General features: G+C 34.2%; 23 protein-coding genes. 10 read left to right on the top strand and 13 right to left on the bottom strand.

The genetic code is table 11. The features are described 5' to 3' along the window. Window positions 1-68 precede the first annotated feature (68 nt). From IQ05_RS00965 to IQ05_RS00955, 3 genes are read left to right on the top strand one after another with little or no spacing between them, the layout of a single operon-like run. On the top strand, window positions 69-743 hold the full coding sequence (locus IQ05_RS00965; protein WP_144889049.1) for a DEAD/DEAH box helicase: 675 nt from the start codon (window positions 69-71) through the stop codon (window positions 741-743). Between the two features lie 14 nt (window positions 744-757). Beyond that, a complete protein-coding gene (locus IQ05_RS00960; protein WP_086453769.1) occupies window positions 758-976 on the top strand; it encodes a putative signal transducing protein in 219 nt (72 codons plus the stop codon). 40 nt (window positions 977-1,016) lie between these two features. After that, the gene (locus IQ05_RS00955; RefSeq protein ID WP_144889048.1) at window positions 1,017-1,814 is read left to right on the top strand and encodes a Cof-type HAD-IIB family hydrolase; all 798 of its coding nucleotides are present in this window, start codon (window positions 1,017-1,019) and stop codon (window positions 1,812-1,814) included. Window positions 1,815-1,877: 63 nt separating this feature from the next. Here IQ05_RS00955 and IQ05_RS00950 read toward each other — a convergent pair whose 3' ends face one another. The 4 genes from IQ05_RS00950 to IQ05_RS00935 all read right to left on the bottom strand — a co-directional run bounded on the left by IQ05_RS00950 (window position 1,878) and on the right by IQ05_RS00935 (window position 6,811). Continuing rightward, window positions 1,878-2,396, bottom strand: a complete 519-nt coding sequence (locus tag IQ05_RS00950) for a hypothetical protein (protein ID WP_244289507.1) — start codon at window positions 2,394-2,396, stop codon at window positions 1,878-1,880. Between the two features lie 562 nt (window positions 2,397-2,958). Next, window positions 2,959-4,431, bottom strand: coding sequence for a serine hydrolase (locus tag IQ05_RS00945; RefSeq protein WP_144889047.1), 1,473 nt, complete (start codon window positions 4,429-4,431; stop codon window positions 2,959-2,961). A gap of 180 nt (window positions 4,432-4,611) precedes the next feature. After that, on the bottom strand, window positions 4,612-5,007 hold the full coding sequence (locus IQ05_RS00940) for a hypothetical protein (RefSeq protein WP_144889046.1): 396 nt from the start codon (window positions 5,005-5,007) through the stop codon (window positions 4,612-4,614). A gap of 100 nt (window positions 5,008-5,107) precedes the next feature. After that, window positions 5,108-6,811 carry an AIPR family protein gene (locus IQ05_RS00935; RefSeq protein ID WP_144889045.1) on the bottom strand — a complete coding sequence of 568 codons (1,704 nt, stop codon included), beginning with the start codon at window positions 6,809-6,811 and terminating at the stop codon, window positions 5,108-5,110. Window positions 6,812-7,196: 385 nt separating this feature from the next. On the opposite strand from IQ05_RS00935, the gene mtaB reads away from it, so the two are divergent. Both mtaB and IQ05_RS00925 read left to right on the top strand, forming a co-directional pair. After that, window positions 7,197-8,525 carry a tRNA (N(6)-L-threonylcarbamoyladenosine(37)-C(2))-methylthiotransferase MtaB gene (mtaB, locus tag IQ05_RS00930; protein WP_144889044.1) on the top strand — a complete coding sequence of 443 codons (1,329 nt, stop codon included), beginning with the start codon at window positions 7,197-7,199 and terminating at the stop codon, window positions 8,523-8,525. 191 nt (window positions 8,526-8,716) lie between these two features. Continuing rightward, entirely contained in the window at window positions 8,717-9,592 is an 876-nt protein-coding gene (locus IQ05_RS00925; protein ID WP_144889043.1) for a L,D-transpeptidase, read from the top strand. A gap of 92 nt (window positions 9,593-9,684) precedes the next feature. Here the strand turns inward: IQ05_RS00925 and IQ05_RS00920 are convergent, their stop codons facing one another. The 5 genes from IQ05_RS00920 to IQ05_RS00900 form a co-directional block, all read right to left on the bottom strand. Then, window positions 9,685-10,401: a 3-ketoacyl-ACP reductase gene (locus tag IQ05_RS00920; protein ID WP_144889042.1), complete on the bottom strand. Its 717-nt coding sequence runs from the start codon at window positions 10,399-10,401 to the stop codon at window positions 9,685-9,687. A gap of 39 nt (window positions 10,402-10,440) precedes the next feature. After that, window positions 10,441-11,211: a hypothetical protein gene (locus IQ05_RS00915; protein WP_144889041.1), complete on the bottom strand. Its 771-nt coding sequence runs from the start codon at window positions 11,209-11,211 to the stop codon at window positions 10,441-10,443. Window positions 11,212-11,348: 137 nt separating this feature from the next. Next, window positions 11,349-14,039: a VWA domain-containing protein gene (locus IQ05_RS00910; RefSeq protein ID WP_244289506.1), complete on the bottom strand. Its 2,691-nt coding sequence runs from the start codon at window positions 14,037-14,039 to the stop codon at window positions 11,349-11,351. Window positions 14,040-14,041: 2 nt separating this feature from the next. Then, complete coding sequence (locus tag IQ05_RS00905) at window positions 14,042-14,542, bottom strand: RNA polymerase sigma factor (RefSeq protein WP_144889040.1); 501 nt, start codon at window positions 14,540-14,542, stop codon at window positions 14,042-14,044. Between the two features lie 107 nt (window positions 14,543-14,649). Continuing rightward, a complete protein-coding gene (locus tag IQ05_RS00900) occupies window positions 14,650-15,486 on the bottom strand; it encodes a DUF6929 family protein (RefSeq protein ID WP_144889039.1) in 837 nt (278 codons plus the stop codon). Between the two features lie 152 nt (window positions 15,487-15,638). On the opposite strand from IQ05_RS00900, the gene IQ05_RS00895 reads away from it, so the two are divergent. Beyond that, entirely contained in the window at window positions 15,639-16,517 is an 879-nt protein-coding gene (locus IQ05_RS00895) for a PPK2 family polyphosphate kinase (RefSeq protein WP_144889195.1), read from the top strand. A gap of 57 nt (window positions 16,518-16,574) precedes the next feature. On the opposite strand, the gene IQ05_RS00890 is transcribed toward IQ05_RS00895, so the two are convergent. Next, on the bottom strand, window positions 16,575-17,156 hold the full coding sequence (locus tag IQ05_RS00890; RefSeq protein ID WP_144889038.1) for a hypothetical protein: 582 nt from the start codon (window positions 17,154-17,156) through the stop codon (window positions 16,575-16,577). A gap of 228 nt (window positions 17,157-17,384) precedes the next feature. Between IQ05_RS00890 and IQ05_RS00885 the strand changes: the two genes are divergently transcribed. The 3 genes from IQ05_RS00885 (at window position 17,385) to IQ05_RS00875 (ending at window position 20,056) form a co-directional block, all read left to right on the top strand. Beyond that, window positions 17,385-18,767 carry an MATE family efflux transporter gene (locus IQ05_RS00885; RefSeq protein ID WP_144889037.1) on the top strand — a complete coding sequence of 461 codons (1,383 nt, stop codon included), beginning with the start codon at window positions 17,385-17,387 and terminating at the stop codon, window positions 18,765-18,767. Window positions 18,768-18,838: 71 nt separating this feature from the next. Next, window positions 18,839-19,747: a prohibitin family protein gene (locus IQ05_RS00880; protein WP_144889036.1), complete on the top strand. Its 909-nt coding sequence runs from the start codon at window positions 18,839-18,841 to the stop codon at window positions 19,745-19,747. A gap of 78 nt (window positions 19,748-19,825) precedes the next feature. Next, window positions 19,826-20,056 (top strand): hypothetical protein, encoded by a 231-nt coding sequence (locus IQ05_RS00875; RefSeq protein ID WP_086453598.1) that lies wholly within the window; start codon window positions 19,826-19,828, stop codon window positions 20,054-20,056. A gap of 3 nt (window positions 20,057-20,059) precedes the next feature. Here the strand turns inward: IQ05_RS00875 and meaB are convergent, their stop codons facing one another. Genes meaB through IQ05_RS00860 form a run of 3 tightly spaced genes read right to left on the bottom strand, consistent with a single transcriptional unit; the run spans window position 20,060 to window position 22,359 of the window. Then, window positions 20,060-21,301 (bottom strand): methylmalonyl Co-A mutase-associated GTPase MeaB, encoded by a 1,242-nt coding sequence (gene meaB, locus IQ05_RS00870; RefSeq protein ID WP_167496914.1) that lies wholly within the window; start codon window positions 21,299-21,301, stop codon window positions 20,060-20,062. Further along, window positions 21,249-21,896, bottom strand: a complete 648-nt coding sequence (locus IQ05_RS00865; RefSeq protein ID WP_144889035.1) for an NAD(P)-dependent oxidoreductase — start codon at window positions 21,894-21,896, stop codon at window positions 21,249-21,251. The genes meaB and IQ05_RS00865 overlap by 53 nt, the downstream gene beginning before the upstream one ends. A 55-nt stretch (window positions 21,897-21,951) precedes the next feature. Beyond that, window positions 21,952-22,359 (bottom strand): RrF2 family transcriptional regulator, encoded by a 408-nt coding sequence (locus IQ05_RS00860; protein ID WP_144889034.1) that lies wholly within the window; start codon window positions 22,357-22,359, stop codon window positions 21,952-21,954. Window positions 22,360-22,501: 142 nt separating this feature from the next. On the opposite strand from IQ05_RS00860, the gene IQ05_RS00855 reads away from it, so the two are divergent. After that, on the top strand, window positions 22,502-23,413 hold the full coding sequence (locus IQ05_RS00855) for an AEC family transporter (RefSeq protein ID WP_144889033.1): 912 nt from the start codon (window positions 22,502-22,504) through the stop codon (window positions 23,411-23,413). Window positions 23,414-23,425: the final 12 nt, after the last annotated feature.

The raw sequence follows: 23,425 nt of genomic DNA, 5'->3' as shown, positions 1-23,425 counted from the left end.
GAATCATTTAAAAATTAGTGAGCTAATCATTTAATTTTTAAATTTTTGAATCTTTCAATCTAAAAAGAATGAAATTAAAAAAATTAAACGAGACGCTGCAACAAAACTTAATTGACAACGGGTTCTTAGAGGCGAATGATATTCAGAAAGAGACCTTTGGGACTTTAAAAAGTGGTGCCGATGCTATTATTGTTGCACCTGCTGGCAGCGGAAAATCGACTACCATTGTTATCAATGTCATTCAACGCTTGGTTGGCTCTGTTGAGGAGTCGCCACGTGCTTTAATCATCGTATCGGATAAAGAGAAAGTGGTTGAGATGGCAGCGCAATTTGAAAAATTGGCAAAATACACGGACCTAGAAATATATGGTGTTCATGACAAAGGCGATATGGATTATGACAAAAATTACATTTCAACCGGTATTGATGTTTTGATTGGGACGCCAAATAAATTGAGCGAAATGTTTTCATCGGCGGGCTACAACGTGAACCGATTGAAAATGTTTATTCTAGACGATGCTGATCCTATTTTGAAATTGCGTCATGAAACTAAAATCATGCGAATCTCGAATAGTATTGACAAAACCCAACGCATTATTTTCACCGAGCAGTTCACCGAGCGAATTGAAATCATGACCGAGAGAATGCTAATTGAACCTTTCGAGTTTGATTTTTATGAAGATGAGGACGAAGATAAGGATGAAGAAGAAGATGGTGATGAAGAAAATAATGATGATAATTAAAAAATAGGAATACAATGGGATTAATGAAAGTGTTTTCAGGAAGTGAAATTTTGGCGCAAGCCTTACAAGAAAGATTAGAAACAGCGGGTGTTGAAACCTTAAAAAAGGACAACATTCAATCTTCACGTTTGGGAGGTTTTGGCGGAAGTGATTTAGCAGTAGAACTTTTTATTCAAGAAACTGATTTTGCAAAAGCCAATCCAGTTATTGAAGATTTTAGAATGAATATCTAGGCTAGTCTGTGACAGATTCTTTTGCTGTAAAATAAAAATTATGAAATATAAAATGCTAGTCCTAGACATGGACGATACCTTGTTGACGGATGATCATACCATTTCTATAGAGAATAGAGAAATGATTGCTAGGGCTCAAGATTTAGGTGTTGAGGTAGTTTTAGCATCAGGTAGACCTACGCCTGCCATGACGCAATTTGCTCATGAGTTGAAAAATAATTTCATGATTTCTTTTAATGGAGCAGTAGTGTCTGATTTGAATACTAGTGAAATTCTTTTTGAAAAATCTTTGACCAAAGAGCAAATTCATACACTCCATGAATACAGTTTAAAAAGTAATACCCACATTATTACTTATATAAACGATGTCATTATTAGCGAGACACACTCTGAGTTTATTGAGGTAGAACGCAGTATCACAGGGCTTGAACATCATTTAGTACCTGATTTTAAAGCTGCTGTTACCACTAATGCTGTAAAATGTATCTTGCTGGAAGAACCTTCTTACTTAAAAGAAGTAGAAAAAGATTTAAAAAACGCTATGCCAGATTTAAGTGTTTCCATGTCTAAACCATTTTTTCTAGAAGTAGCGCCTAACGGAATTGATAAAGCAGCAAGTATCGCTTTTTTAGCCAAAAAATTAGCAATTGATCAAAGCGAAATCATTGCTGTGGGTAATGCTGGAAATGATTTATCAATGATTCAATATGCTGGACTTGGCGTTTGGGTAGATAATGTTACACCTGAGTTACGCATGTACGGGGATGAAATTGTAGCATCAAATAACAATCATGGTGTTGCCGAAGTTATTGAACGTTTTATTTTGAACGTAAACTAATAAAAAAGCGATACACTTATTTTAAATGTATCGCTGAATATCGTTTTACTGTTTTGTATATCTCTACAGTTTAGCTACTGATATAAAGTATTTATTGCCGTCTCCCATAGTTAGTTTCACGCGCTCGTCACAAATATCGATAGCATGAGTTTTACTTACATAACAATTGCATGAAGTATTCTTGTCTTTTGCCATTGGTGTATCACACTTGACATTTTTGAAGGTAGCTAGTTGTGGGTTGTATAATGAAACTAGATCTGTAGATGCTGTTACCAGTGAAATAATACTGGCGCTGTTATCATTTGCAATGCGATACACTATTCTATCCGTGTAATTCACGCCATCAATAACAACTTTGCGAATGTAGGTGTACGCAATAGAGCTAGTTTCGGCTTCTTTTATTTCGAATTTAAAACCTAATGTTCTAATTTCTAAATCAAATTTTTGTTGTGAGTTGTAATTTGCCCAATTACTCAATGTCGTAACTGATGGGAATGTGTTGGTTTTTGGAGCAGGATTTTGACCATAACAGCCTAGAGCTGCTAAAAGAATGAAGTAGATTGTGGGGAAAAATGTTTTCATTGTAGTTATAAAATGTTGCCTACTCTAGTTGGTTTTCGGCTTACCCAGTTGTTAATCATTTGTTTTTGAGTAGTTTAAAATAAATTAAATTACAATGGAAAGATAGTGTATAAAATATCAATCTCAAAGTGTCATTTGATTATTGTACTATTTTATAACATTTCTTAATTACACTATTACTATAACGGATTTTAGGATCTTTTTAGTATTTCTTTTTTAGAAAGCATTGCTTTTTATTTTAGATTCAAAATTAGAACCATTTTAATTGCGAATGCACTTCTTTCAAAATCATAACAAGCAACTACTAATTGCAACATATAGATTGCGAAGTCCTAATTATTGTTTGCTCTTGCTCTTTATTTTTAAAAAAGTATGCCTGTTTTTTTGTCATTCCGACAAATGAGGAATCTTATAAAACCTGACGATAAACTGGTGATTAATTGCTTTGCATGTCCACAAAATCATAGGCTACATTTCTCTTTTAATTATTCGCGTTGCAAACGCTACCATTTTCTTATTAGAAAAATAGGCACTCGTTGCAAACGAGCGCCAGTGTGATAATTTAGGACTTTAAAAGTTCTTCCAATACTTTTTTCCCGTTTTCATTATTTGGATCTAGTTCTATGGATTTTTTATAGTTAACAAGGGCAAGTTTTTTATCTCCGTTTTTTAAATAGGCTTCTCCTAAACTGTCATATGCATTTCCTGATTTAGGAAACGCTTCAACATTTAGTTTGAAAACTTCTATCGCTTCTTTTACTTTTCCGGTTTGTAATAATTGATATCCTGCGCTGTTCATTTCATTTTCGTTGATTGCAAAAGTATTTGAATTTTTATTTTCTTTAAAGTACTCGATTCCAGATGCGATTCCTTTTTCCAGAATAACTTCTGTGAAAGCATTCGCTAACGATTTTTTAGGCAAACTATAAGGTTTATTGTAAAGGATATTTCTAATCGCTTTATTCATCTCGTTTAAGTTGGTACCGCCCGTATTATTTAATAAAACCACTAGATTTTTGTCAGCTGGTATTTGAGAGAATAAGGTATTAAATCCATTTATTCCACCACCATGTTCAATAACTGTTATGATGTCATTTTTTTCTCCATTGAAATCCTTGTTAACAAACCATCCGTAACCATAATGTCCCGGTCCTGCTGGGATATAGGAATTAAATAATAGTTCTTTATATTTTGTCGAAAGTAATTGTTCAGTGTAAAGTGCTTGATTCCATAGAAATAAATCGTCTACAGTAGAGTACAAAGAGCCGGCAGCGTAGGGGATTGACAAATCAAGATAACTGGCATTACTATAGTTTTTACCGTTTTTCTCATAGCCAGAAGCTCTGTTTTTTAAAATCGTTTCGTGGTGATCGTATCCTGTATTATTCATTTTGAGTGGCGTAAGAATATTGTCTTGCAAAAACTGTTCATAGGTTTTAGCAGAAACTTTTTCTATAATGTAACCCAATAAAAAATAACCAGAATTGCTGTAGGCAAATTTTTCGCCAGGTGTAAACTCTAGCGGTAGATCAGCGAATTTTTTCACAAAAACTTCTGGACTATACGGATTCATGCTTAAATCTTTCATGAAATTTGGAAACGAAGTGTAATTAGGAATTCCAGAGGTGTGCGTCAGTAAATGGTGAATAGTGATTTTATCGCCCAATGTTTTAGGATAATCAGGAAGATAGGTTGAGATAGGCGCATCCAACTTTAATTTTCCTTGCTCTACTAATTGAAGTATTAGCACAGCGGTAAACTGTTTGGTAACAGAACCCAAGCGGTGTTTAGTGTCTGGCTGATTCGGAATATTCCATTCCATGTTTGCCATTCCAAAACCCTTTTTATAAATAACTTTTCCAGCATCAGCGACAAGAATGGAGCCGTTAAATTGCTCGTATTCTGAATATAAATTCATCAATTTATCAATTTGCTCCGTTTTGGTTTGCCCAAAGGAAACTGTTATTGTAATTAACTGGATGAATAGACCAATTAGGATTGTCTTTACTGCAAAATGCTTGGAACGTTGTTTCATAATGATTGTTGTTTTTAGTGATTGATATTTTTTTGAACGAAATAAATAATAGTTTTTGTTTTTTGTGTCTTATTGTTGTGGACACGGATTGCAAATCTGCTCTATCGGATTTTCTTCTTTAAAATCAGTAGGTGCTCGTTACAAACGAGCGATAGTGTGAGTAAAACAATATCTTTAAGACTATTTTTTTTCAAATACTAACTGTTTATATCTTAGAAAACGTATTCCAAAAATAGAAAATCCAGACTGCTCGATTATATTAAATTTTGAATGAGCAAAATTATTCAAGTATTTTGAAATATCATTTTGCATATCTGCAATTTTCGTTGCTGCATTTCCTTTATAATACTCAAAGCTCTCTTTGTGGATTTCTATCTTCTGATCATTTCTGATGCTATAATCCCAGTCAATATTTATATGGTCTTCTAAGTCTTGGTTAATAGTATCATTGGGAAAAGAGATTTCTATATACATTGAATTATTACTTCTAAAAACTATTTTATAATATTCATCTTCTACCGGAATAGCTTTAAAACCGAGTTTAACCGCATATTCAATTAAATCTATAAATTTCATTTCATAGTAATTTTTTTGGCTCTAGCACATGATGTCTCTCTACTACAGTGGGAGCACGAGCTAGAATCTCGCATTAGCCCAGTGTTACCAAATGCTCGGACTAGCTGAGATTTGGTTTGTGATTAGTGTGCAGTTTTTTACTTATTTCATTGTCAATGTCAGCCGATTTTAATGAATTGTTTAAGTCTGCAATATATTTAGGATTACTTTTTACAATATTGCTTAAAATTACGATTGCGTTGGAAATATGTGTGTCTAGAATATTCTTATTTGAAACATAAGAATTAATTTCAGCTTTTAAATTTCCTGTATTTGTCCAATTATCACCGCCACGCCATAGAAAAGATGAAATTCTAGAAATATGAAAAGAAGCATTTTTTGATAAATAACGAATTGTATCGTCCGCGTTTTTAGAATAATTAGCTAATAAATATTCTGATGATTTTCTGTGAATAAGCACAGATAATAAATACGGCTCAATAATATCGGTACCTGAGAAAATTTTATCGTAATATTCATTCCAGACTTTGTATTTTCTACTTCGTGCGTCAGATGGTTTTTTTAACACTAAAGCCAAGTATGAAACTGCTACATCTTCATTTGGAATTATATTGTCTTTTGGAATACTAGTATTTTCATATTGTCTTGGTTTACGTTCTAGAGAAAAATTAAACATAGAAAAACCTTTTTCAAGGTCAAGTTGTGTTATGTCGTTTGCTCTTAGATTTCTACCTGTTATTTTATTTTGATTGTTGGTAGTTAAAACAATTTTGTCAACTAAGTCTAAATCGTTTGTTTCATATATGCGCAGAAGAAGTCTTGTATCTGGTTGTAAATGTCCTTCTTTTAAAGCATTTGCAAGACTTGTTGCTGTTTGGCAACCGTTTACAATTTGCATATTTTCAATTTTAACTTTTGGATCATCTGGATCTGTAACAGGGTCAACTTTATCGCAAATAATAGTAACACCGTTGTTTAAAAACCAAAAAAGTGGACTTAAATTACTATTTGTGCAGGTATTCAAAATGTCTTTGTTTACACCTCCTAATTTGCCTAAGTATTTTCTAATATTTAAATCGAAAACAAAGCCGTTAACATCTGTATTTACTATTTGAGCAATTTCAGATGCAGTTGCTGAACAAATTATTCCTTTTAGACCTTTACTATGATATTTTATAAGTGAAGGATTATTGGTGTCGTATATAATTTTCACTTCACAATTAATTTTTTTATTTTTCTTTTCTTGTGAATTCAATACATCGACTATTTCGTCGGCTCCAATAGTTTCAAAAGTAAAACTTGCGAAGGTTCCATTATCGTAAGTATCTGTAATTGTTTTAATTTCTTGCTTTGCTTCTGCTGAAAGGTCAATATTTTGACCTTTTGTTATGTAAGCAACTTTTACGTTAATATTTGAAGGTCCTAAAGACGATTGAAGAGTTCTGTAATCTTTTATTCTGTCTTTGAATCTAATATTTGTAAGTGTATCAATGTCTGCTTGTTTTTTTTCAAATATCCATTGTAAACCATTCCTAATTTGAATAATACAGTTTGACGAAAAGGTTTCTTCATTTTTAATTTGAGTTATGTAAATTGTTGCTTCGTCTGAGGTATCTTCAATTGTTATTGCATCAATTTGTTTATCTTGCCCGCCGTCAACATTGTCATTTTCATCAAAAGAATGTATACTAATATCAGTAAAAACACTATGCGCAAAAATTAAAAAAGCATTGTCTGCTGTCAAATCAAGTTTAATAGCTGTTTTGTCAATATGGTCTTGCACAATTTGTTGTCTTAATGTCATAATGTTGTTGTTTTAAAATATCTGCTAAATACTCTATAATTATTTTAAACCTTCTTCAACTCAAACCAATTGAAAATGATTAGTATATAGCACAGTTAGTTTGCATTTATCAAATATAGAAATAATAAATTTATTACAAAAGCAATAGTGTTTCTTGTTGCAGTTGTTTTGATTTGCAGTTTGCGCGCTCGCGTGAGGGATAGCAGCGGCATCCTTTATTTTTTTCTTTAAAAAAATAAAGATAGAGCGCATAGCCCGACCCGCAGTTTACGAAGGGGCACGCCCTGTTTAATAAAAATTCAAATCGTTATCATTTTCTCGTATTTGTTCGTAAATTTGCGCACGCTATTTTTTTGACAACGATTTCATTAGATAGCGCTTACTTATGGAAAAACGCAAAAAAGTAGCCTTTTATACTTTAGGCTGTAAACTCAATTTCTCAGAAACATCAACTATTGCGCGCAATCTTCAAGACGAGGGTTTTGATCGCGTTGATTTTGAAGAAGTGGCTGATATGTACGTGATTAATACGTGTTCAGTTACTGAAAATGCCGATAAACAATTCAAACAAGTGGTGCGTAAGGCCATGAAGCTCAATGATAAAGCTTTTGTAGCTGCGGTGGGTTGTTATGCGCAACTAAAACCCGAAGAATTGGCGGCGGTGGATGGAGTAGATTTGGTTCTTGGTGCTACCGAAAAATTCAAACTAGCCGATTATATCAACGATTTGTCTAAAAATGACATGGGCGAGGTGCATTCATGCGAGATTGCCGAAGCTGATTTTTATGTGGGCAGTTATTCTATAGGCGATAGAACGCGTGCTTTCTTGAAAGTTCAGGATGGTTGCGATTATAAATGTACGTATTGCACGATTCCGCTGGCGAGAGGAATTTCTAGAAGTGACGAGTTAGAAAATGTATTGAAAAATGCAGCTGAAATTTCGAAACAAGGCATTAAAGAAATCGTACTTACTGGCGTAAATATTGGTGATTACGGTAAAGGGGAATTTGGAAATAAAAAACACGAACATACTTTTTTGGAATTGGTTCAGGCTTTGGATGAAGTAGACGGTATAGAGCGTTTGCGAATTTCGTCTATTGAACCGAATTTATTGAAAAATGAAACGATTGAATTTGTGTCGAAAAGTAGAACTTTTGTGCCGCATTTTCACATTCCGTTGCAATCAGGCAGTAATGATATTTTGAAGTTGATGAAACGCCGTTACTTACGCGAGGTGTACACGGAGCGCGTGAATAAAATTCGGGAAGTAATGCCCCATGCGTGTATAGGTGTGGATGTCATTGTAGGTTTTCCGGGTGAAACGGACGAGCATTTTCTGGAAACGTATCATTTTTTGAATGATTTGGATATTTCGTACTTGCACGTTTTTACGTATTCGGAGCGTGATAATACTGAGGCTGCTGCTATGAGTGGCGTAGTTCCGGCAAATGTGCGTGCGAAACGTAGTAAAATGTTACGTGGATTATCTGTGAAAAAACGTCGTGCTTTTTATGAAAGTCAATTGGGAACGCAACGCAAAGTGTTGTTTGAAAGTGAAAATAAGGAAGGCTACATTCACGGATTTACTGAGAATTACGTAAAAGTAAAAACGCCTTGGAATCCAGAATTAGTGAATACGCTACACGATATCAACTTGACTCGAATTGATGAGGATGGTAGTGTGCGCATGGATTTTGTATCTGTGTTAGTGTAGGTTTTAAACATATAAGTCATTTAAGTAAAACATTTTTAAACCATTAAGAGGTTGAGTTCATTAAGTATTTAGCTTAATTTTCTTCATTTCTTAATGGTTTTTTCAAGTTTAATTCTGTAACAACTAATACAAATTGTGTAAGAGACTTGATAGCTGATTGAGGTAATTTTAACAAAATAAAATTAAACCTTATGAAGCCAATAGTTTATATCCTTAGTGCATTAGTTTGCTGTGTTTTGTTTTCTTGTCAAGAGAATGCAAAAAAGTCTAAAGACAAAAATCTAACAGAAAAAGTTCCAACTAAAATAGAACGAAAAAAACCTGGTACGGTCACTTATCATTTTGAAAATACGAAAGAATGGGTAGAGAAAGCTACAAACAATAGTACTCAATTGCAACTTGCTTATGCCATCAATAGGACTGATGCCGAGAATTTTAAAAAATTAGATTCGGTTATAGTTCCAAATGATTTTACGGGAGATATTGCTTATTATTTGCCTTTTCCTTTGAAGGTTTCGTATTTGAAAGATGTTGAAAAGATTATCTATTTTTCATACCCAACACAAACCTTTGCTGCCTATGAAAATGGCGAATTGATTTATACCGGCCCAACCAATATGGGAAGGGAAAAAGATAAAACACCAACTGGATTGTTTTTTACCAATTGGAAAGCGGAAAAAACAACCAGTACTTTTAACGACGAGTGGGATTTAAAATGGAATTTTAACATCGAAAATAAATTGGGTGTTGGTTTTCATCAATATGCTTTGCCGGGTTATCCAGCTTCGCATTCTTGTTTGAGACTTCAAGAAGCAGATGCCAAAAAACTGTACAGTTGGGCAGACGAATGGGTACTTCAAGATGATCAAAATATAAAAGTAAAAGGAACTCCTGTCATTGTTTTTGGAGCCTATCCGTTTGGAAAAACCAAACCTTGGTATGTTTTGGCAGACGATGCCAAAGGTTTACAACTCAGTGAAAGTGATATCGAAAGAGAAACAAAAGCACATATGAATACTATTTTAAAAGAACAGAAAAATAGAGCTACGCAACAAAATAAGGAATAGCCACAGATTGTAATAAAGAAAAAACCATTGAGAAAGCAATTAAAATGCGATTCTCAATGGTTTTTAGTTTTTATACTGTAAGCTTTTAAATTTTACGGATTAGTAGACCAAAGACTGCTGTTTTTTACAAACACGCGTCGGTTTAATTTGAGTTGCGCGATTACGAGCTCTGCCATATCTTCGGCTTGCATTACTTTATCCGGATTTCCGTCCGTAAGTTTGAGTTCTTTGGCCATGTCAGTCGCCACGGTGCTTGGCGTAAGTGCGGTAACACGAATGTTGTGTTTGCGCATTTCTTGCATCAATGAATCGGTTAGTCCTAGCAATGCAAATTTAGAGGCACTATACGCGCTCGTCAATGCATTTCCGGCCAATCCAGCGGTTGATGAGATGTTGATAATATCTCCAGTTTGTCTTTCAATCATGTTTGGAACAACGGCTCTGGTTACGTAATACGGTCCCATTAAATTCACTTGAATAATGCGTTCCCAATCGGTTGGTTCTAATTCTAAGAATTTTCCAAACGATGCAATACCAGCGTTATTGATCAAAATATCAATAGCGCCAAATTCGCTTAGTGCTTTTTCTACCGCAGCGTTTACAGAGTTGATATCAGCAACATCTGCAGTAACAGCCAAAGCTTTTACACGTAGCGAGCGTACTTTTGCAGCTACACTGTCAATTTCTTCTTGAGTGCGCGCTACTAAAATTACGTTTACGCCTTCTTTGGCTAATGCCAATGCAATTGCTTTCCCTATTCCTTTTCCGGCGCCTGTAACCAGTGCCGTTTTATTTTTTAAATCAGTCATTTTTTGCTTTGTTTTTGTTCAGAAACAAAGTTAAGATATTTATTTTTTGGAAGCCTTTTTAAATTTTTCAATTCCGTCCGCTTTTAATTTTTGTAAACTCATTTCGAAGTCTGTTTTCGTTATACCACCCTCCGTCATTTTTACTATACTATCATAAAATGATTTTTTAAGTATTACTCTTTCAGGCTCAATAGAATCAAAATATTTTTTCAAATCAGCTGTTGGTTCAAAGTAATATATAAATTGTGCTGGAATATTCTGCAAATATTCATATAATATGTTTTTACAACCAACCTGTTTAAGGAATTCGTTGCAATTTTGATGTTTAGTTGAGTTAGTTAATTGAATTTTATAAATAGAAGAATCCAGTTTTTCACCATATCTGTAATAAACACCTGCTAAAAAGGAATAAATCTGCTCATTCGTTTCAAATTTGTTATTTAAGAGTTCATCTTTTTCGCCATAAAAACTATTCATTTTTTTTGAAATTTCCTCGGAATACATTTCACAGTGATTCGATTTTTGAAAAATTGTTTCTATAGTAATATTTAATTCAGTTTTAATATATAAACTCAAATAATTTACTAATGGTTTTTCAAAAGGATAGTATCTGTCAACTTGCTTTTCTCTTTTTACAGCATAAAAACGCCCCATATAATCACTTAATGTTCCTAGTACGAAATAAACAGGATCTATTGAAACAATCTGAGTTTTACTTGCTGAAATAGGATTGTTTACTTTTTTATCTGTTTGAGAAAAAGTAGATTGGACTATTATAAGAAAAGATATTATTAAAAAAATTAGTTTCATTTTATCATTTTTAGTTTTTTTGACAATAACTTCTCAATATAACTCACGTTGAGTGAGAGGTTTATTGAGAAGTTTATTCAGTGTATCTTTATACACAACATTTGCAGATTGGAATAACTTAACTCGGGTTAAAATAATTATTTCACAGTTTCTACCAAACGGACAAACTCTGCTTTATAACCGTCTTCGTCATTGGACAATCCTTCTTTTGCCAGTTTTTTGATTTCTTCAGAGGATGTATTAGATACTAGTTTTGAATCTCTCAATTTCAACCCAAACCAAGCTACAGCGGAACTAAATTTAAAATCATCAGACGAATTTTTCAACGGAATTGATTTGTTTTCAATAGCCTTTACCATTTCGATACTTTTGTCACCATCAGGTTTTTTATAACGGAATTTTATAGTTGCCAATTCATCAGAATAATCACTTTCATTTGAACTTGTTTTGGTGTATTTTAAGTCAGGTTGATTGTTGATAAATTCATTTTCCACACCAATAGGAATCACTTCGTACAAAGCCGTTACTGTATGGCCGCTACCTAATTCTCCTGCATCAATGGTATCGTTTGTAAAATCTTCAGGGCGCAATTTTCTGTTTTCGTAGCCAATTAATCGGTACGCCTGAACATGTTTTGGATTGAATTCGATTTGGATTTTCACGTCTTTGGCGATAGCAAACATTGAACCTTTATATTCTTTACCTAAGAAACGATTGGCTTCTTGAATATTGTCGATATAAGCATAATTTCCATTGCCTTTGTCGGCTAAAGTTTCCATTTTGCTGTCTTTGTAATTGCCCATTCCATAACCCAAACAAGTTAAGAAAACTCCCGATTTTCTTTTTTCTTCAATCAAGGTTTGCATATCAGTATTGGATGAAGCTCCCACATTGAAATCGCCATCAGTAGCCAGAATTACCCGATTATTACCTCCTTTGATAAAGTTTTCTTCTGCCAATTTATAAGCCAATTCTATTCCTGCACCACCAGCCGTGCTTCCGCCAGCATTGAGTTTTTCTAAAGCATCGATGATAGTTTGCTTTTCATCTCCTGATGTTGGAGGCAAAACCATTCCTGCTGCTCCAGCATAAACCACAATGGCTACTTTGTCTTTTTTTCGGAGTTCGTTTACCAAAATTTTCAACGATTGTTTCAGCAATGGCAATTTGTTGGGATCACTCATCGAACCCGAAACATCAATCAAGAAAACCAAGTTGGAAGCTGGCAGATTATCCGTTGGAATATTTTTGCCTTGTAAACCAATTTTTAGCAATTGGTGTTTTGGATTCCAAGGACAATCACTGTATTCCGTATTAATCGAAAACGGATTTTGGTCTTGTGGTTGTGGATATTTGTATTTGAAAAAGTTCATCATTTCTTCGACTCTCACGGCATCTTTCGGTACGGTTTGTCCGTTGTTGATGAAACGTCTTATGTTGGTATAAGAAGCATTGTCAACATCAATGGAGAAAGTGGAAAGTGGTGCTGATTTTGGACTTTCGAATTGATTTTCTACAAAATTTTCATAGTCTTCTTGTGAAACTTCGATAGATTTTGGTGGAACTACTATTTGTTCTTGCTTTTTATTTTTGCTCAGTTTTTTGAGTCTTTTTTCTAGTTCTTTTTTAGAAAGATTTTGATAAGTTCCGTTTTTTGTTGTTACTAAGATGACACCATTTGATGCTCTACTTCCGTATAAAGAAGTTGCTGCGAAGTCCTTTAGGACGTTTACAGTTTTAATATTTTCGGGTTTTAATTGTTTGAACTCATCAGGATTCACAGGAACTCCATCAATAATGTATAAAGGTTCGTTTGATTGTCTAATGGATGCTTTCCCGCGGATTCTGATTGTTGGATAAGGTTTAGGCGAGTCTTGACTCAAATATTCAGGATTGTTTGTAATTTGAACTCCTGCAATTTTACCTTGAAGGGCTTGACTAACATTTGCTGATTTTTGTTTCATCAAATCAGTACCAGAAATCATAGCAACAGAACTCGTCAAAACTGATTTTTTTGGCTTAGATGCATAAGCAGCAACTACAACTTCATTCAAAGCCATTGAATTATTAACCAGTTTCATATTTATTTTATCATTTTCACCAACAGTAGCATAACTGTTTTCATATCCTATATATGAAAAAACAAGTTCATCTCCTTTTTCAGCTTTGATGCTAAATTTTCCCTCAAAGTTAGTTGCGACACCTTTTGTTATTCCTTTAATATATACATTTACCCCAGGAAGTGGTAAGTCCTGTTCGTCTGTAACTATACCCGAAATCATTCTTGTTGTGGCATCGTATGTAGATGTGATTTTGGCTTTTCCCTTATTTTCTTCTAATGCAATTGCTTCGACTTTAAAGGCGTTAATATTCGCTTCTTTGTCCTTGCTCAATTCGATGTCTTCTGAATTAGTAGAAGTTATTTGATTGATGTTACTATTGATATGAGTTGTTGTTTTTACTACGATTACAGGTTTTTCAATTTGTTTTTTTAGAATAACTTCAGCATCTGGTTTTATGGTTTTTGAAAGTCCCTCGGTTTGTTTAGGCTCTGTTTTTTCTTGTATTACTACGCTGTTTTCTTTCGTTCCGCTTGGCTTGACTACTTTTGAATCGGTTTTAATAAACTGGTATCCCAATGAGAAAAACAATAGGAGTGAAGCGGCAATGGTTAATTTTTTCCAAAGGGCAATAGCTTTTTTATCTTCTTTTTTGTCTAGTTTTTCTTCTACTCGCATCCAAACTTTTTCCATTGCAGGAAAGTTTTTTTCTTCTGCTTTTTGGGAAGCATTTTTTATTTTGTTGAATATTTTTTCTTGATTGTCCATGACTATTTCGCTTTTTGGTAATACAAATTGTTTACTAATTCCTTTAGCTTGGTTTTCGAAGCATTCAATTGTGATTTGGATGTGCCTTCGGAAATGTTCAGCATAACTGCAATTTCTTTGTGGCCATAGCCTTCGATAACGAAAAGATTAAAAATCGTCTTGCAACCTTCAGGAATGTGATTGAGCAAATTCAGCAAATCTTCCTCTTCGAGGTCCGTTATTTCATCAGTAAAAGGTTGCGCAATAGTTTTGATATCATCAAGATGCAAATTGAAATTGGTGTTTTTCTTGATGGTAGCCAAACAATGATTGACTGTAATTTTTCGGGACCAAGCTTCAAAAGCGCCAAATTCTTTGAGCTGTTCGAGTTTGGTAAAAATAGTATAGAAAGCGTCGGCCAATGCCTCTTCTATTTCTTCCTCTTTCTTTAGGTAGCGCTTGCAAGTGCGGTACAATTTTGGAGCCATAAGCTCATACACTTGACGCTGGGCATCTCGGTGCATTTTTTTGCAGTCAGAAATTAAATTTTCGTTTATCACAATTTATGTCTTTCTACTAAAGAGATTAAAAAAATGAAAAAGGTTGGGATGGAGATAAAATATTTTTTGATTTATTGTTTTGAAAAGGATAATTTATAAATATACGTTTCTAAAACTTCAGTGTCTTTGTCTTCACAAAGCAGGAACTCAATTTTTTCTTTTGAATTGGTGTATAAAGTCAATCCTTCGAATTTATGGGTATCGCTAATTTTTTGTGTGAAATTGATTTTCATGGTTTTCAAGTCGATGCTCCCAATTAAGCTTCCTAAAACTTCTCCATCGTCATACGTCGATTTTGTATCTTCGGCTGTGGCCAAAAAATAAAGCGTATCGTCTACAAGAATCGCATCGGTAAAGCTGCTGCGTACTCCTTTTATTTTAGGTAATTTGTAAGTATTGGAAAGAATTTGAAAATCGTTTGTTAGGTTTTTGCCAGCTATGGTAAAAAGTACATTTTTATTCGAAATTCCGTTACCGCGGTTCAATAAATACCAATTTTGACCATTATACGTGGCACCTTCGATATTGAAATCTTCGGGATTGATTCCGCCAAAGTTTTGCATGACAGCATATAAATCGGTTAGATCGTGAGTTGCAATTATTTTTTTATCGGCATCGTTTAGCTGAATCATTTTGTTCCTATTTGCGGTTGATCCAGAGCCAAAAACATAAAGACTATCGGCAAAGTATGCGATAGCTTCAAAATCGGCTTTGTCTTTTTTAGGGGTGTTTTCAATAGGATTTTCGAGCAATGGATGGCGTTTTAAGTCTTTAGAATCCAATTGATATTCATAAAGGAATCCGCTGTTATCTCCTATTATTAGTAGGGAATTGTCTTTATAGATTAGTCCTGAAGCTGAACCAATACCGATGATATGCAAGAGAATTTCGAGTTTGAATTTTTCCATTATTTGTGTTTTTGCAGCAAGTCCCTAGCCCTGATGGAAGCGTTATCCTTTTACGAACGCCTTTTTTTGGCGGAGGAAAAGATTCAAGCGTACAGCAGGAAAAAGCTACTTGTAATTTGTTATATTTGAGAAGTAAAGATAAATTATTTCCTATGAAGTCTATAAATCCGGATGATTTTAAAGTTGTTGACAAAATTAAGTTGTCAAAATTGCCAACCAATTTAGAAATTGGTGCCAGCGATGAAAAAAAAGAAGATAAATTAAAGAATGTCACTGAAAAATTAAGTGCCTTGCAAGATGTCATGTATGCGCACAATAGGTATGGTGTTTTGATTTGTTTGCAAGGAATGGATACTTCAGGAAAGGACAGTTTGATTCGGGAAGTTTTCAAGGAATTTAACTCGAGAGGAGTGGTTGTGCATAGTTTTAAAACGCCCAATTCTACTGAATTAGAGCATGATTATTTGTGGAGGCATTACTTAGTTTTACCTGAAAAAGGTAAGTTTGCTGTGTTTAATAGATCACATTATGAAAATGTATTGGTGACGAGAGTGCATCCTGAGTATATTTTGAACGAAAATCTACCTGGAATTGAAAACGTAGCAGACATTACGCCGGAGTTTTGGGAAAATAGAATGGAGCAGATCAAAAATTTTGAGAAGCATATTACGCAAAATGGAACCATTATGCTAAAGTTCTTTTTGCATTTGAGTAAAGAGGAGCAAAGGCAGCGCTTGTTGCGCCGTTTAGAAGAGAGGGAACACAACTGGAAATTTTCGGTAGGAGATTTGAAAGAGCGTGATCAATGGGATAATTATATGCATTTTTATGAAGAAGCCATAAACAAGACAAGTTCTGAGCATGCGCCATGGTATGTAGTTCCAGCCGATGATAAGGAAATGGCACGTTATATTGTGGCTAAGATTATTTGGGAAGAAATGCAAAAACACACTGATATTAAGGAGCCAGAGATGGATGATAAGGTCAAGGCTAATATGGAACTGTATAAAGAAATGTTAGAAAAGGAATAGACAAAAAAAATGCGCTGAAATTCAGCGCATTTTTTTTGTAACTAATTCTAAGAGGTCTTATAGTTGAAAACCGTAAGCTAAACGTACTCCAACTTGTCCAACTCCTCTACCAAGAGTTCCATTGTTGTTTAAACGATCAAAATGATTGTAATGTGTATAGTTCAACGATACATCGATATATTTAGTAGCATATCCTATACTTGGAGACAACAATAAAGATGTTTTATCTCTTGTATTGTCTACATTACTTACTGCAAATGCAGCACCTGCTTCACCCATTAAGTAAAATTGATCATTCCAAACAAATGCTTTGAAACCTGCTTTAGCTGGGATTAAACCTAAATCTTTTCCTTCTGTTTGTCCAGGAAATCCATCTGCTTTACTTTGAAATAAATTGGTATATCCTGTAGTTAAAGTCAAAGAGTATCTTTTTGATAAATCATACTGACCTCTTACGTCAGCTCCAAGGGATAGTTTGTATGGATCATTAGTTGAGTAACCTGCATTTAATCCTACACCTAAACGGAAACCTTGATCGTAATTTTCTGCTGTGTTTGTTTCTTGTGCTTGAGTTGTTGAAGCAAACATCATTGCTACTGCTACTAAAAATCCTGTTTTAATTTTTCCTGCGATTGTCATAATTGTAAAATTTAATATTAATATTTTGTGTCATTTTGCTTTTGTTATTCGTGCAATACAACGGTACAAATATAGACTTGGAGTTTTGTAGACATGTTATACAATTTAACGGGTTTGTTACAGAATTTCTTGTTTTGGGGAGTAATAATGAAAAAAGCTAGTTTAATAATGCAATTGTAAAGCTAGAATTAAAAGCTTCTATTATCTTTGTCATCAAAAAAGAATAAAGTGAATTTATCGCAGTACGTCAAAGAGTTTTCTTATAACATCAAATTAGCCTATCCTGTTATTCTAGGAATGTTGGGGCATACATTAATAGGTATTGTAGATAATTTTATGGTGGGGAAATTAGGCTCTACTGAATTAGCAGCTGTTTCACTTGGAAATAGTTTTATTTTTATTGCAATGTCTATTGGTATTGGGTTTTCTACAGCAATAACACCGCTTATTGCAGAGGCCGATGCTGAAAAAGACAATCAAAAAATCCGAACTACTTTTCATCACGGATTATTGCTATGTACCATTTTGGGATTTGTATTGTTTGTGGTTACAGTGCTTTCTAAGCAGGTAATGTATATCATGCAACAGCCCAAAGAAGTGGCTGATCTTGCTGCGCCTTATATTGATTGGGTTGCTTTTTCTATGATTCCGGTAATTATGTACCAAGGATACAAGCAGTTTGCAGATGGTTTATCAAAAACTAAATACTCTATGTATGCCATTTTGCTGGCGAACGTGGTGCATATCTTTTTTAACTACGTATTGATTTATGGAATCTGGATTTTTCCAAAATTAGGAATTTTAGGTGCAGCATTAGGAACGGTTTTATCCCGAATCATGATGGTCGTTTTTATGCATTATCTGATGAAAAGAAACGCCGATTTGAAAAAATACTTTAAGAATTTTAGTTTCAAAGAAATAAAAAAATCGATTCTTAAAAAAATCATTAATTTAGGAATGCCCTCAGCCATGCAAATGCTTTTTGAGGTTACTTTATTTACGGCGGCAATTTGGCTCTCTGGATCATTGGGAAAAAATAGTCAAGCTGCAAATCAAATTGCATTAATCCTGGCATCATCAACCTTTATGGTAGCTTTGGGACTTAGTGTTACAGCCATGATACGAGTAAGTAATACCAAGGGATTGAATGATTTTAAGCAACTTATTGTAGTAGCGCGCTCTATTTTTATTTTAGCTATTTTACTAGAAATATTTTTTGCGATTTTATTTGTTATTTTTCATCAAGTGTTACCACATTTTTTCTTAAACATGTCCGATGCGAGTCAACTAGTTGATAATAATGAAATTATAGCAATAACTTCAAAACTATTATTGATTGCCGCTATATTTCAAATTTCAGATGGAATTCAAGTAGTTGTTTTGGGTGCACTTAGAGGTCTTCAAGATGTAAAAATCCCTATGTACATTACCTTTGTAGCCTATTGGGTTGTAGGCTTTCCTATATCCTATTATTTAGGGAAGTACACAGAACTCAAAGCGGTGGGTATCTGGATAGGACTTTTGGCAGGTTTGACGATTGCTGCATTATTTTTGTATATTCGCTTTGCAAGATTGACTAAGAAGTTGGCAATGCAACAACATCAAAGTTAAATTTTTTCGTACATTGTAACTTCTTATTTCTATTTCCGTATAACAAGGATATAAACTTAATCCCTAACAAAATGATTGTATTTATTATTCTTGGAGTTGTTCTTCTAGTTTTTAGTTTTACATTAAATACTACATCAAATTCTTTCTCTAAATATTCAGTAGCTCTAAAAGCTGTAGGTGTACTATTGATTTTCTTAGGCGTTGTTTCGGCGGTTTTCAAACAAATTGATGCTGGTAAAGTCGGCGTAAAGTCGCTTTATGGAAGTGTGCAGTCTGATATCTTAGAAAGTGGATTGAGTTTGATTAATCCGCTTATGGATGTGACTGAATTTGATATTCAAACACAAAATTATACCATGTCTGCCGTTCATAGTGAAGGGGCTCAGCAAGGTGATGATGCCATTCGTGTTCTTTCTAATGATGGACTGGAAGTAGTCATCGATTTGACCGTTCTATTCAGAATTTCTCCAGAATCTGCTCCAAAAATCTTTAAAGAAATTGGTGTAAACTATTCAGATAAAATTGTTAGACCAGTAACTAGAACGCGTATTAGAGACAATGCTGTTTATTATGATGCTGTAGCTTTGTATTCAACAAAAAGAAATGAATTTCAACAACGTATTTTTAAAACCATTGAAGCTGATTTCAAAGCTAGAGGTTTGGTTCTAGAGCAACTGCTTATTCGAAATATAAACTTACCAGCATCAGTAAAAGCTTCTATTGAAAGTAAAATTAACGCAGAGCAAGATGCGCAAAAAATGACGTTTGTGTTGCAGAAAGAAAAACAAGAGGCCGAACGTAAAAGAGTAGAAGCACAAGGTATTGCAGATTATCAGCGTATTATTTCGACGGGATTATCAGATAAACAATTGCAATACGAGCAAATAAAGGCACAAAAAGAATTAGCTGCCTCATCAAATACAAAAATTATTTTTATGAATGGAAGAGGAAGTGCACCCATAATTCTTTCAGATAAATAGATTTTTGAAGTTGTGGTGGAACTAAAGAAAACGCACTTAAATGGTGAATTGTAAAACGAATCAATAAAATAATACATAATGGAATTACCAAAATTTTTACTAGGAGACAATACTGATTTTCCCGAAGATATTTTTATCATACACTTAGACTATCCAAGATTTATAATTAATCTGAAAGACGATGAGGTAGAGTTTATGGAAGAAGCCGAGGATTTAGATGAAGCTGAATTAAATACTGAAATGGAAGGATTAATCGTTCTTGCCAATGAGTTTTATGACCGGGAAATGGAACGCTACGAAAAAGAGTAAGTTTTACTCTTTTTTGAAATAGGTTTCTAATAATTTTTGAGCGGCTGCAAAGGGTGAAATTTCATCATTTTGTACCGCTTTTTTTGTAGATGTTAATGATTTTTGGATTTCTGGATTGCTGAAAAAATTGGTTTTCAATTGCTCGTTGATCGTTTCAAGCATCCAATATTGATTTTGTTCCTTTCTTTTTTCAAAAAAATAGGCATTGCTTTTGGTTAGGCTTAAGAATTTTTCGATGGTGGTCCAAACTTCGCTTATTCCTTCTTGTGTTATGGCGCTACAAGCTGCCGTGGTTGGTGTCCAGCCTGATTTTTTGGCTGGAAAAAGATGCAAAGCTCTGTTGAATTCTAATTTGGCAAGATTGGCTCTTTTGATATTATCGCCATCGGCTTTGTTGATCACAATAGCATCTGCCATTTCCATAATCCCGCGTTTAATGCCTTGTAATTCATCGCCTGCACCAGATATTTTTAACAACAGAAAAAAATCGACCATACTGTGAACAGCCGTTTCGCTTTGGCCTACGCCAACAGTTTCTATAATAATAATATCAAAACCTGCAGCTTCACAAAGTGTAATGGTTTCACGAGTTTTACGGGCAACGCCTCCTAATGTTTCTCCTGAAGCTGATGGACGGATAAACGCATTTTTATCTTTGACCAATTCTTCCATACGAGTTTTATCACCCAGAATACTTCCGTGTGAAATAGTACTGCTAGGATCAACGGCAAGTACAGCAACTTTTTTTCCTAAACTAGTTAAGTATTTTCCAAACGCCTCAATAAAAGTACTTTTTCCAACACCGGGAACACCTGTAATTCCAATTCGCACCGATTTATTGGCGTGCGGTAAGCAAGCTGTGATTACTTCATTGGCTTTAGCCAAATGAGTACTGCTGGTACTTTCTATCAACGTAATGGCACGGCTCAAGGCTGCAATGTTTCCTGCTAGAATACCTTCAACAAGTTCTTTTGCGGACGGCTGTATTTTTCTAAAACGCTGAATGGTTCCAACAGATGATGTGCTTATCATGTCAGGAGGAGCAATTCCGGGTTTTTCGTGAAGTGCGCTTGGGTTTTTGTTTTTTTGTTCCAAAATATGGTAGCGTTGAACTGTAAAAGTACTAAAAACAAAAACAGTTTCAAATAAGCTTTTACTTTTTGAAACTGTTTTTTTAGATGCTAGTTGTGTACTAATATGCCGCTGTAAATCGTACTTGATGATGCTTTGGTTCTTCAGCTTCATCGGCAATAACAACTGCAAGATCCTCTACAGATAGGATGCTTCTATTATCTTCATTAAAGATAGGATTTTCTAAACCCAGACGGTATTTGCCCGTTCTTCCTGTAGTTATGCCCTGATGCATCTCCAAAGCAGGACTGAAAAAAGCCCAATCTAGTTCTTTTTCCTCTTTAATATGATTCAAATAATCCCGAGCAGCGGTAGCGCCCGTATAATATTCTTTAGGGAAATCAGGTGTGTCAACAGCTTGAACATTCGGCGCAACGTACAAACTACCGCCACCTCCAATAGTAAGAAATCGTTTTACATCTGATTTTTTTACTGCTTCCTGAATTGTTTTTGAGGCTTCAAGAAAATCGTTGTAAAAGTTAGGATTGGTCCAGCCTGCACTATAGGCGTTAATCACAAGATCATTTCCTGTAATGGCCTCAAGTAATTCCGTTTCAACATGGGCATTGGCCTTAATCCATTTTACGAGTTCATTATTTTCGTCTTTTGGGTTTCTCGCAATTGCAGTAATTTCATGATTACGTGATGTCAATTCGTTTAAAATAGCAGTGCCCACAAATCCTGTGGCGCCAATAATAGCAATTTTCATAATGTTGGGTTTTAATAAGTAATAAAAAATGTTACAGTTTTAGTTAAAAAAAAGTTTAAAATTGATTCGAAAATTTTTCGAGTGTTATGTTGCTCAATTCAGAGCTGATTTTAGTGTTGATCTCATCATACAAATCAGATAGTTTTTCATTCATTTTTCTTCCGATAGGGCATTTTGGATTGGGCGTGTTTTTTGCATAGCCTAAGTTAACGGTTTCAAAAGTCATTTTAAATATGGTATCTAAAGTAAGGGAAGCTGCTGAAACGGATAATTTACTACCTCCATTTTTACCTTCTTTACTAACTACAATATTATTTTTTTTAAGGTTTGCTATCTCTTTCCGAACCAAAACGGGGTGTACATTCATACTCGACGCCAAGAACTCTGAGGATAGATATTCCTCAGGAAATTGATGCAGCAATGTGAGAATGTGAATGGTTATAGCAAACTTACCTGAAATCATACTGTAATAAAATATGTTACAAATATACGATGTATTTTTAATTTACCAATTTTAAAATGTTTTTTTTCTTCTTCATTTGCCTATTTGTAAATTCATTTGATTCAATTCATAAAATAGGGGTACTTTTGTAGTAAATTAAGCTATGACCAATTTTATATTAATTTTTGTTTTTTTAGTACTCGGTATTATTTTGCAACATTGCAAAGGATTTCCAGTAGACATTTATAAATTCCTGAATAAAATTGTAATTTATATTTGTCTTCCTGCGCTTGCATTATTTTACATCCCTAAAATAAAATGGAGTACGGAGTTGCTTTTTCCTATTGGTGTGGCTTGGATAGGCTTTATCGGCGCGTATCTCTTTTTTACTTTGCTTGGAAGAAAATTTGGTTGGTCTAATAAACTTATTGGATGTTTGATTCTGACAGCAGGATTAGGAAACACATCGTTTTTAGGATTCCCCATAATTGAGGCTTTGTATGGTGAAGAAGGATTGAAAACAGCTATTTTAGTAGATCAACCAGGATCTTTTGTAGTACTTTCTACACTAGGTATTCTAGTTGCTACCATGTATTCTAGTAGTCAATCTAATGGATTTGATATTTTAAAAAAAATCCTTTTTTTTCCGCCTTTCATTACATTTATAATTGCTTGTGTCATGAATATTTTAGGATATGATTTTATTGATACGCTTCAATTTGGATTGCAAAAAGTAGGAAGTGGCGTAACACCAATAGCATTGTTATCAGTAGGACTGCAATTAAAATTTGAACGTAAAAGTCAACATTGGCGTTTTTTAGGACTCGGACTTCTTTATAAATTAATCCTAACTCCTGCACTCCTATATTTTTTGTATGTAGTGCTTCTGCAACAGCATTCTAAAATTATTCAAGTAGCAATCATGGAAGCTGCGATGGCTCCTATGATTACAGCTTGTATTTTATCTGCTTCTCATGGTTTAAAACCTCGTTTAAGCAGCATGATGGTTGGTTTTGGAATCCCATTATCGTTTGTCACTTTGTTGTTTTGGTATTTTTTAGTACAATTCATTTGAACTGATTTATCA

The organism is Flavobacterium tiangeerense (genome assembly GCF_007830355.1).
GTDB classification, from domain to species: domain Bacteria; phylum Bacteroidota; class Bacteroidia; order Flavobacteriales; family Flavobacteriaceae; genus Flavobacterium; species Flavobacterium tiangeerense.
Note: the sequence above shows the minus strand (reverse complement) of the source record. Positions and strands in the feature narration are given on the sequence as shown.

Bases quoted from the DNA above. Each gene is read 5' to 3' on its own strand.
- IQ05_RS00890 (WP_144889038.1), bottom strand. From the start codon at position 17,156: ATGACAATCGCAGGAAAAATTAAAACAGGATTTTTAGTAGCAGTAGCA.
- mtaB (WP_144889044.1), top strand. From the start codon at position 7,197: ATGGAAAAACGCAAAAAAGTAGCCTTTTATACTTTAGGCTGTAAACTC.
- IQ05_RS00880 (WP_144889036.1), top strand. From the start codon at position 18,839: ATGATTGTATTTATTATTCTTGGAGTTGTTCTTCTAGTTTTTAGTTTT.
- IQ05_RS00905 (WP_144889040.1), bottom strand. From the start codon at position 14,542: ATGCACCGAGATGCCCAGCGTCAAGTGTATGAGCTTATGGCTCCAAAA.
- IQ05_RS00860 (WP_144889034.1), bottom strand. From the start codon at position 22,359: ATGATTTCAGGTAAGTTTGCTATAACCATTCACATTCTCACATTGCTG.
- IQ05_RS00940 (WP_144889046.1), bottom strand. From the start codon at position 5,007: ATGAAATTTATAGATTTAATTGAATATGCGGTTAAACTCGGTTTTAAA.
- IQ05_RS00935 (WP_144889045.1), bottom strand. From the start codon at position 6,811: ATGACATTAAGACAACAAATTGTGCAAGACCATATTGACAAAACAGCT.
- IQ05_RS00900 (WP_144889039.1), bottom strand. From the start codon at position 15,486: ATGGAAAAATTCAAACTCGAAATTCTCTTGCATATCATCGGTATTGGT.
- IQ05_RS00945 (WP_144889047.1), bottom strand. From the start codon at position 4,431: ATGAAACAACGTTCCAAGCATTTTGCAGTAAAGACAATCCTAATTGGT.
- IQ05_RS00915 (WP_144889041.1), bottom strand. From the start codon at position 11,211: ATGAAACTAATTTTTTTAATAATATCTTTTCTTATAATAGTCCAATCT.
- IQ05_RS00920 (WP_144889042.1), bottom strand. From the start codon at position 10,401: ATGACTGATTTAAAAAATAAAACGGCACTGGTTACAGGCGCCGGAAAA.
- meaB (WP_167496914.1), bottom strand. From the start codon at position 21,301: ATGAAGCTGAAGAACCAAAGCATCATCAAGTACGATTTACAGCGGCAT.
- IQ05_RS00865 (WP_144889035.1), bottom strand. From the start codon at position 21,896: ATGAAAATTGCTATTATTGGCGCCACAGGATTTGTGGGCACTGCTATT.
- IQ05_RS00950 (WP_244289507.1), bottom strand. From the start codon at position 2,396: ATGAAAACATTTTTCCCCACAATCTACTTCATTCTTTTAGCAGCTCTA.
- IQ05_RS00895 (WP_144889195.1), top strand. From the start codon at position 15,639: ATGAAGTCTATAAATCCGGATGATTTTAAAGTTGTTGACAAAATTAAG.
- IQ05_RS00875 (WP_086453598.1), top strand. From the start codon at position 19,826: ATGGAATTACCAAAATTTTTACTAGGAGACAATACTGATTTTCCCGAA.
- IQ05_RS00910 (WP_244289506.1), bottom strand. From the start codon at position 14,039: ATGGACAATCAAGAAAAAATATTCAACAAAATAAAAAATGCTTCCCAA.
- IQ05_RS00955 (WP_144889048.1), top strand. From the start codon at position 1,017: ATGAAATATAAAATGCTAGTCCTAGACATGGACGATACCTTGTTGACG.
- IQ05_RS00925 (WP_144889043.1), top strand. From the start codon at position 8,717: ATGAAGCCAATAGTTTATATCCTTAGTGCATTAGTTTGCTGTGTTTTG.
- IQ05_RS00965 (WP_144889049.1), top strand. From the start codon at position 69: ATGAAATTAAAAAAATTAAACGAGACGCTGCAACAAAACTTAATTGAC.
- IQ05_RS00855 (WP_144889033.1), top strand. From the start codon at position 22,502: ATGACCAATTTTATATTAATTTTTGTTTTTTTAGTACTCGGTATTATT.
- IQ05_RS00960 (WP_086453769.1), top strand. From the start codon at position 758: ATGGGATTAATGAAAGTGTTTTCAGGAAGTGAAATTTTGGCGCAAGCC.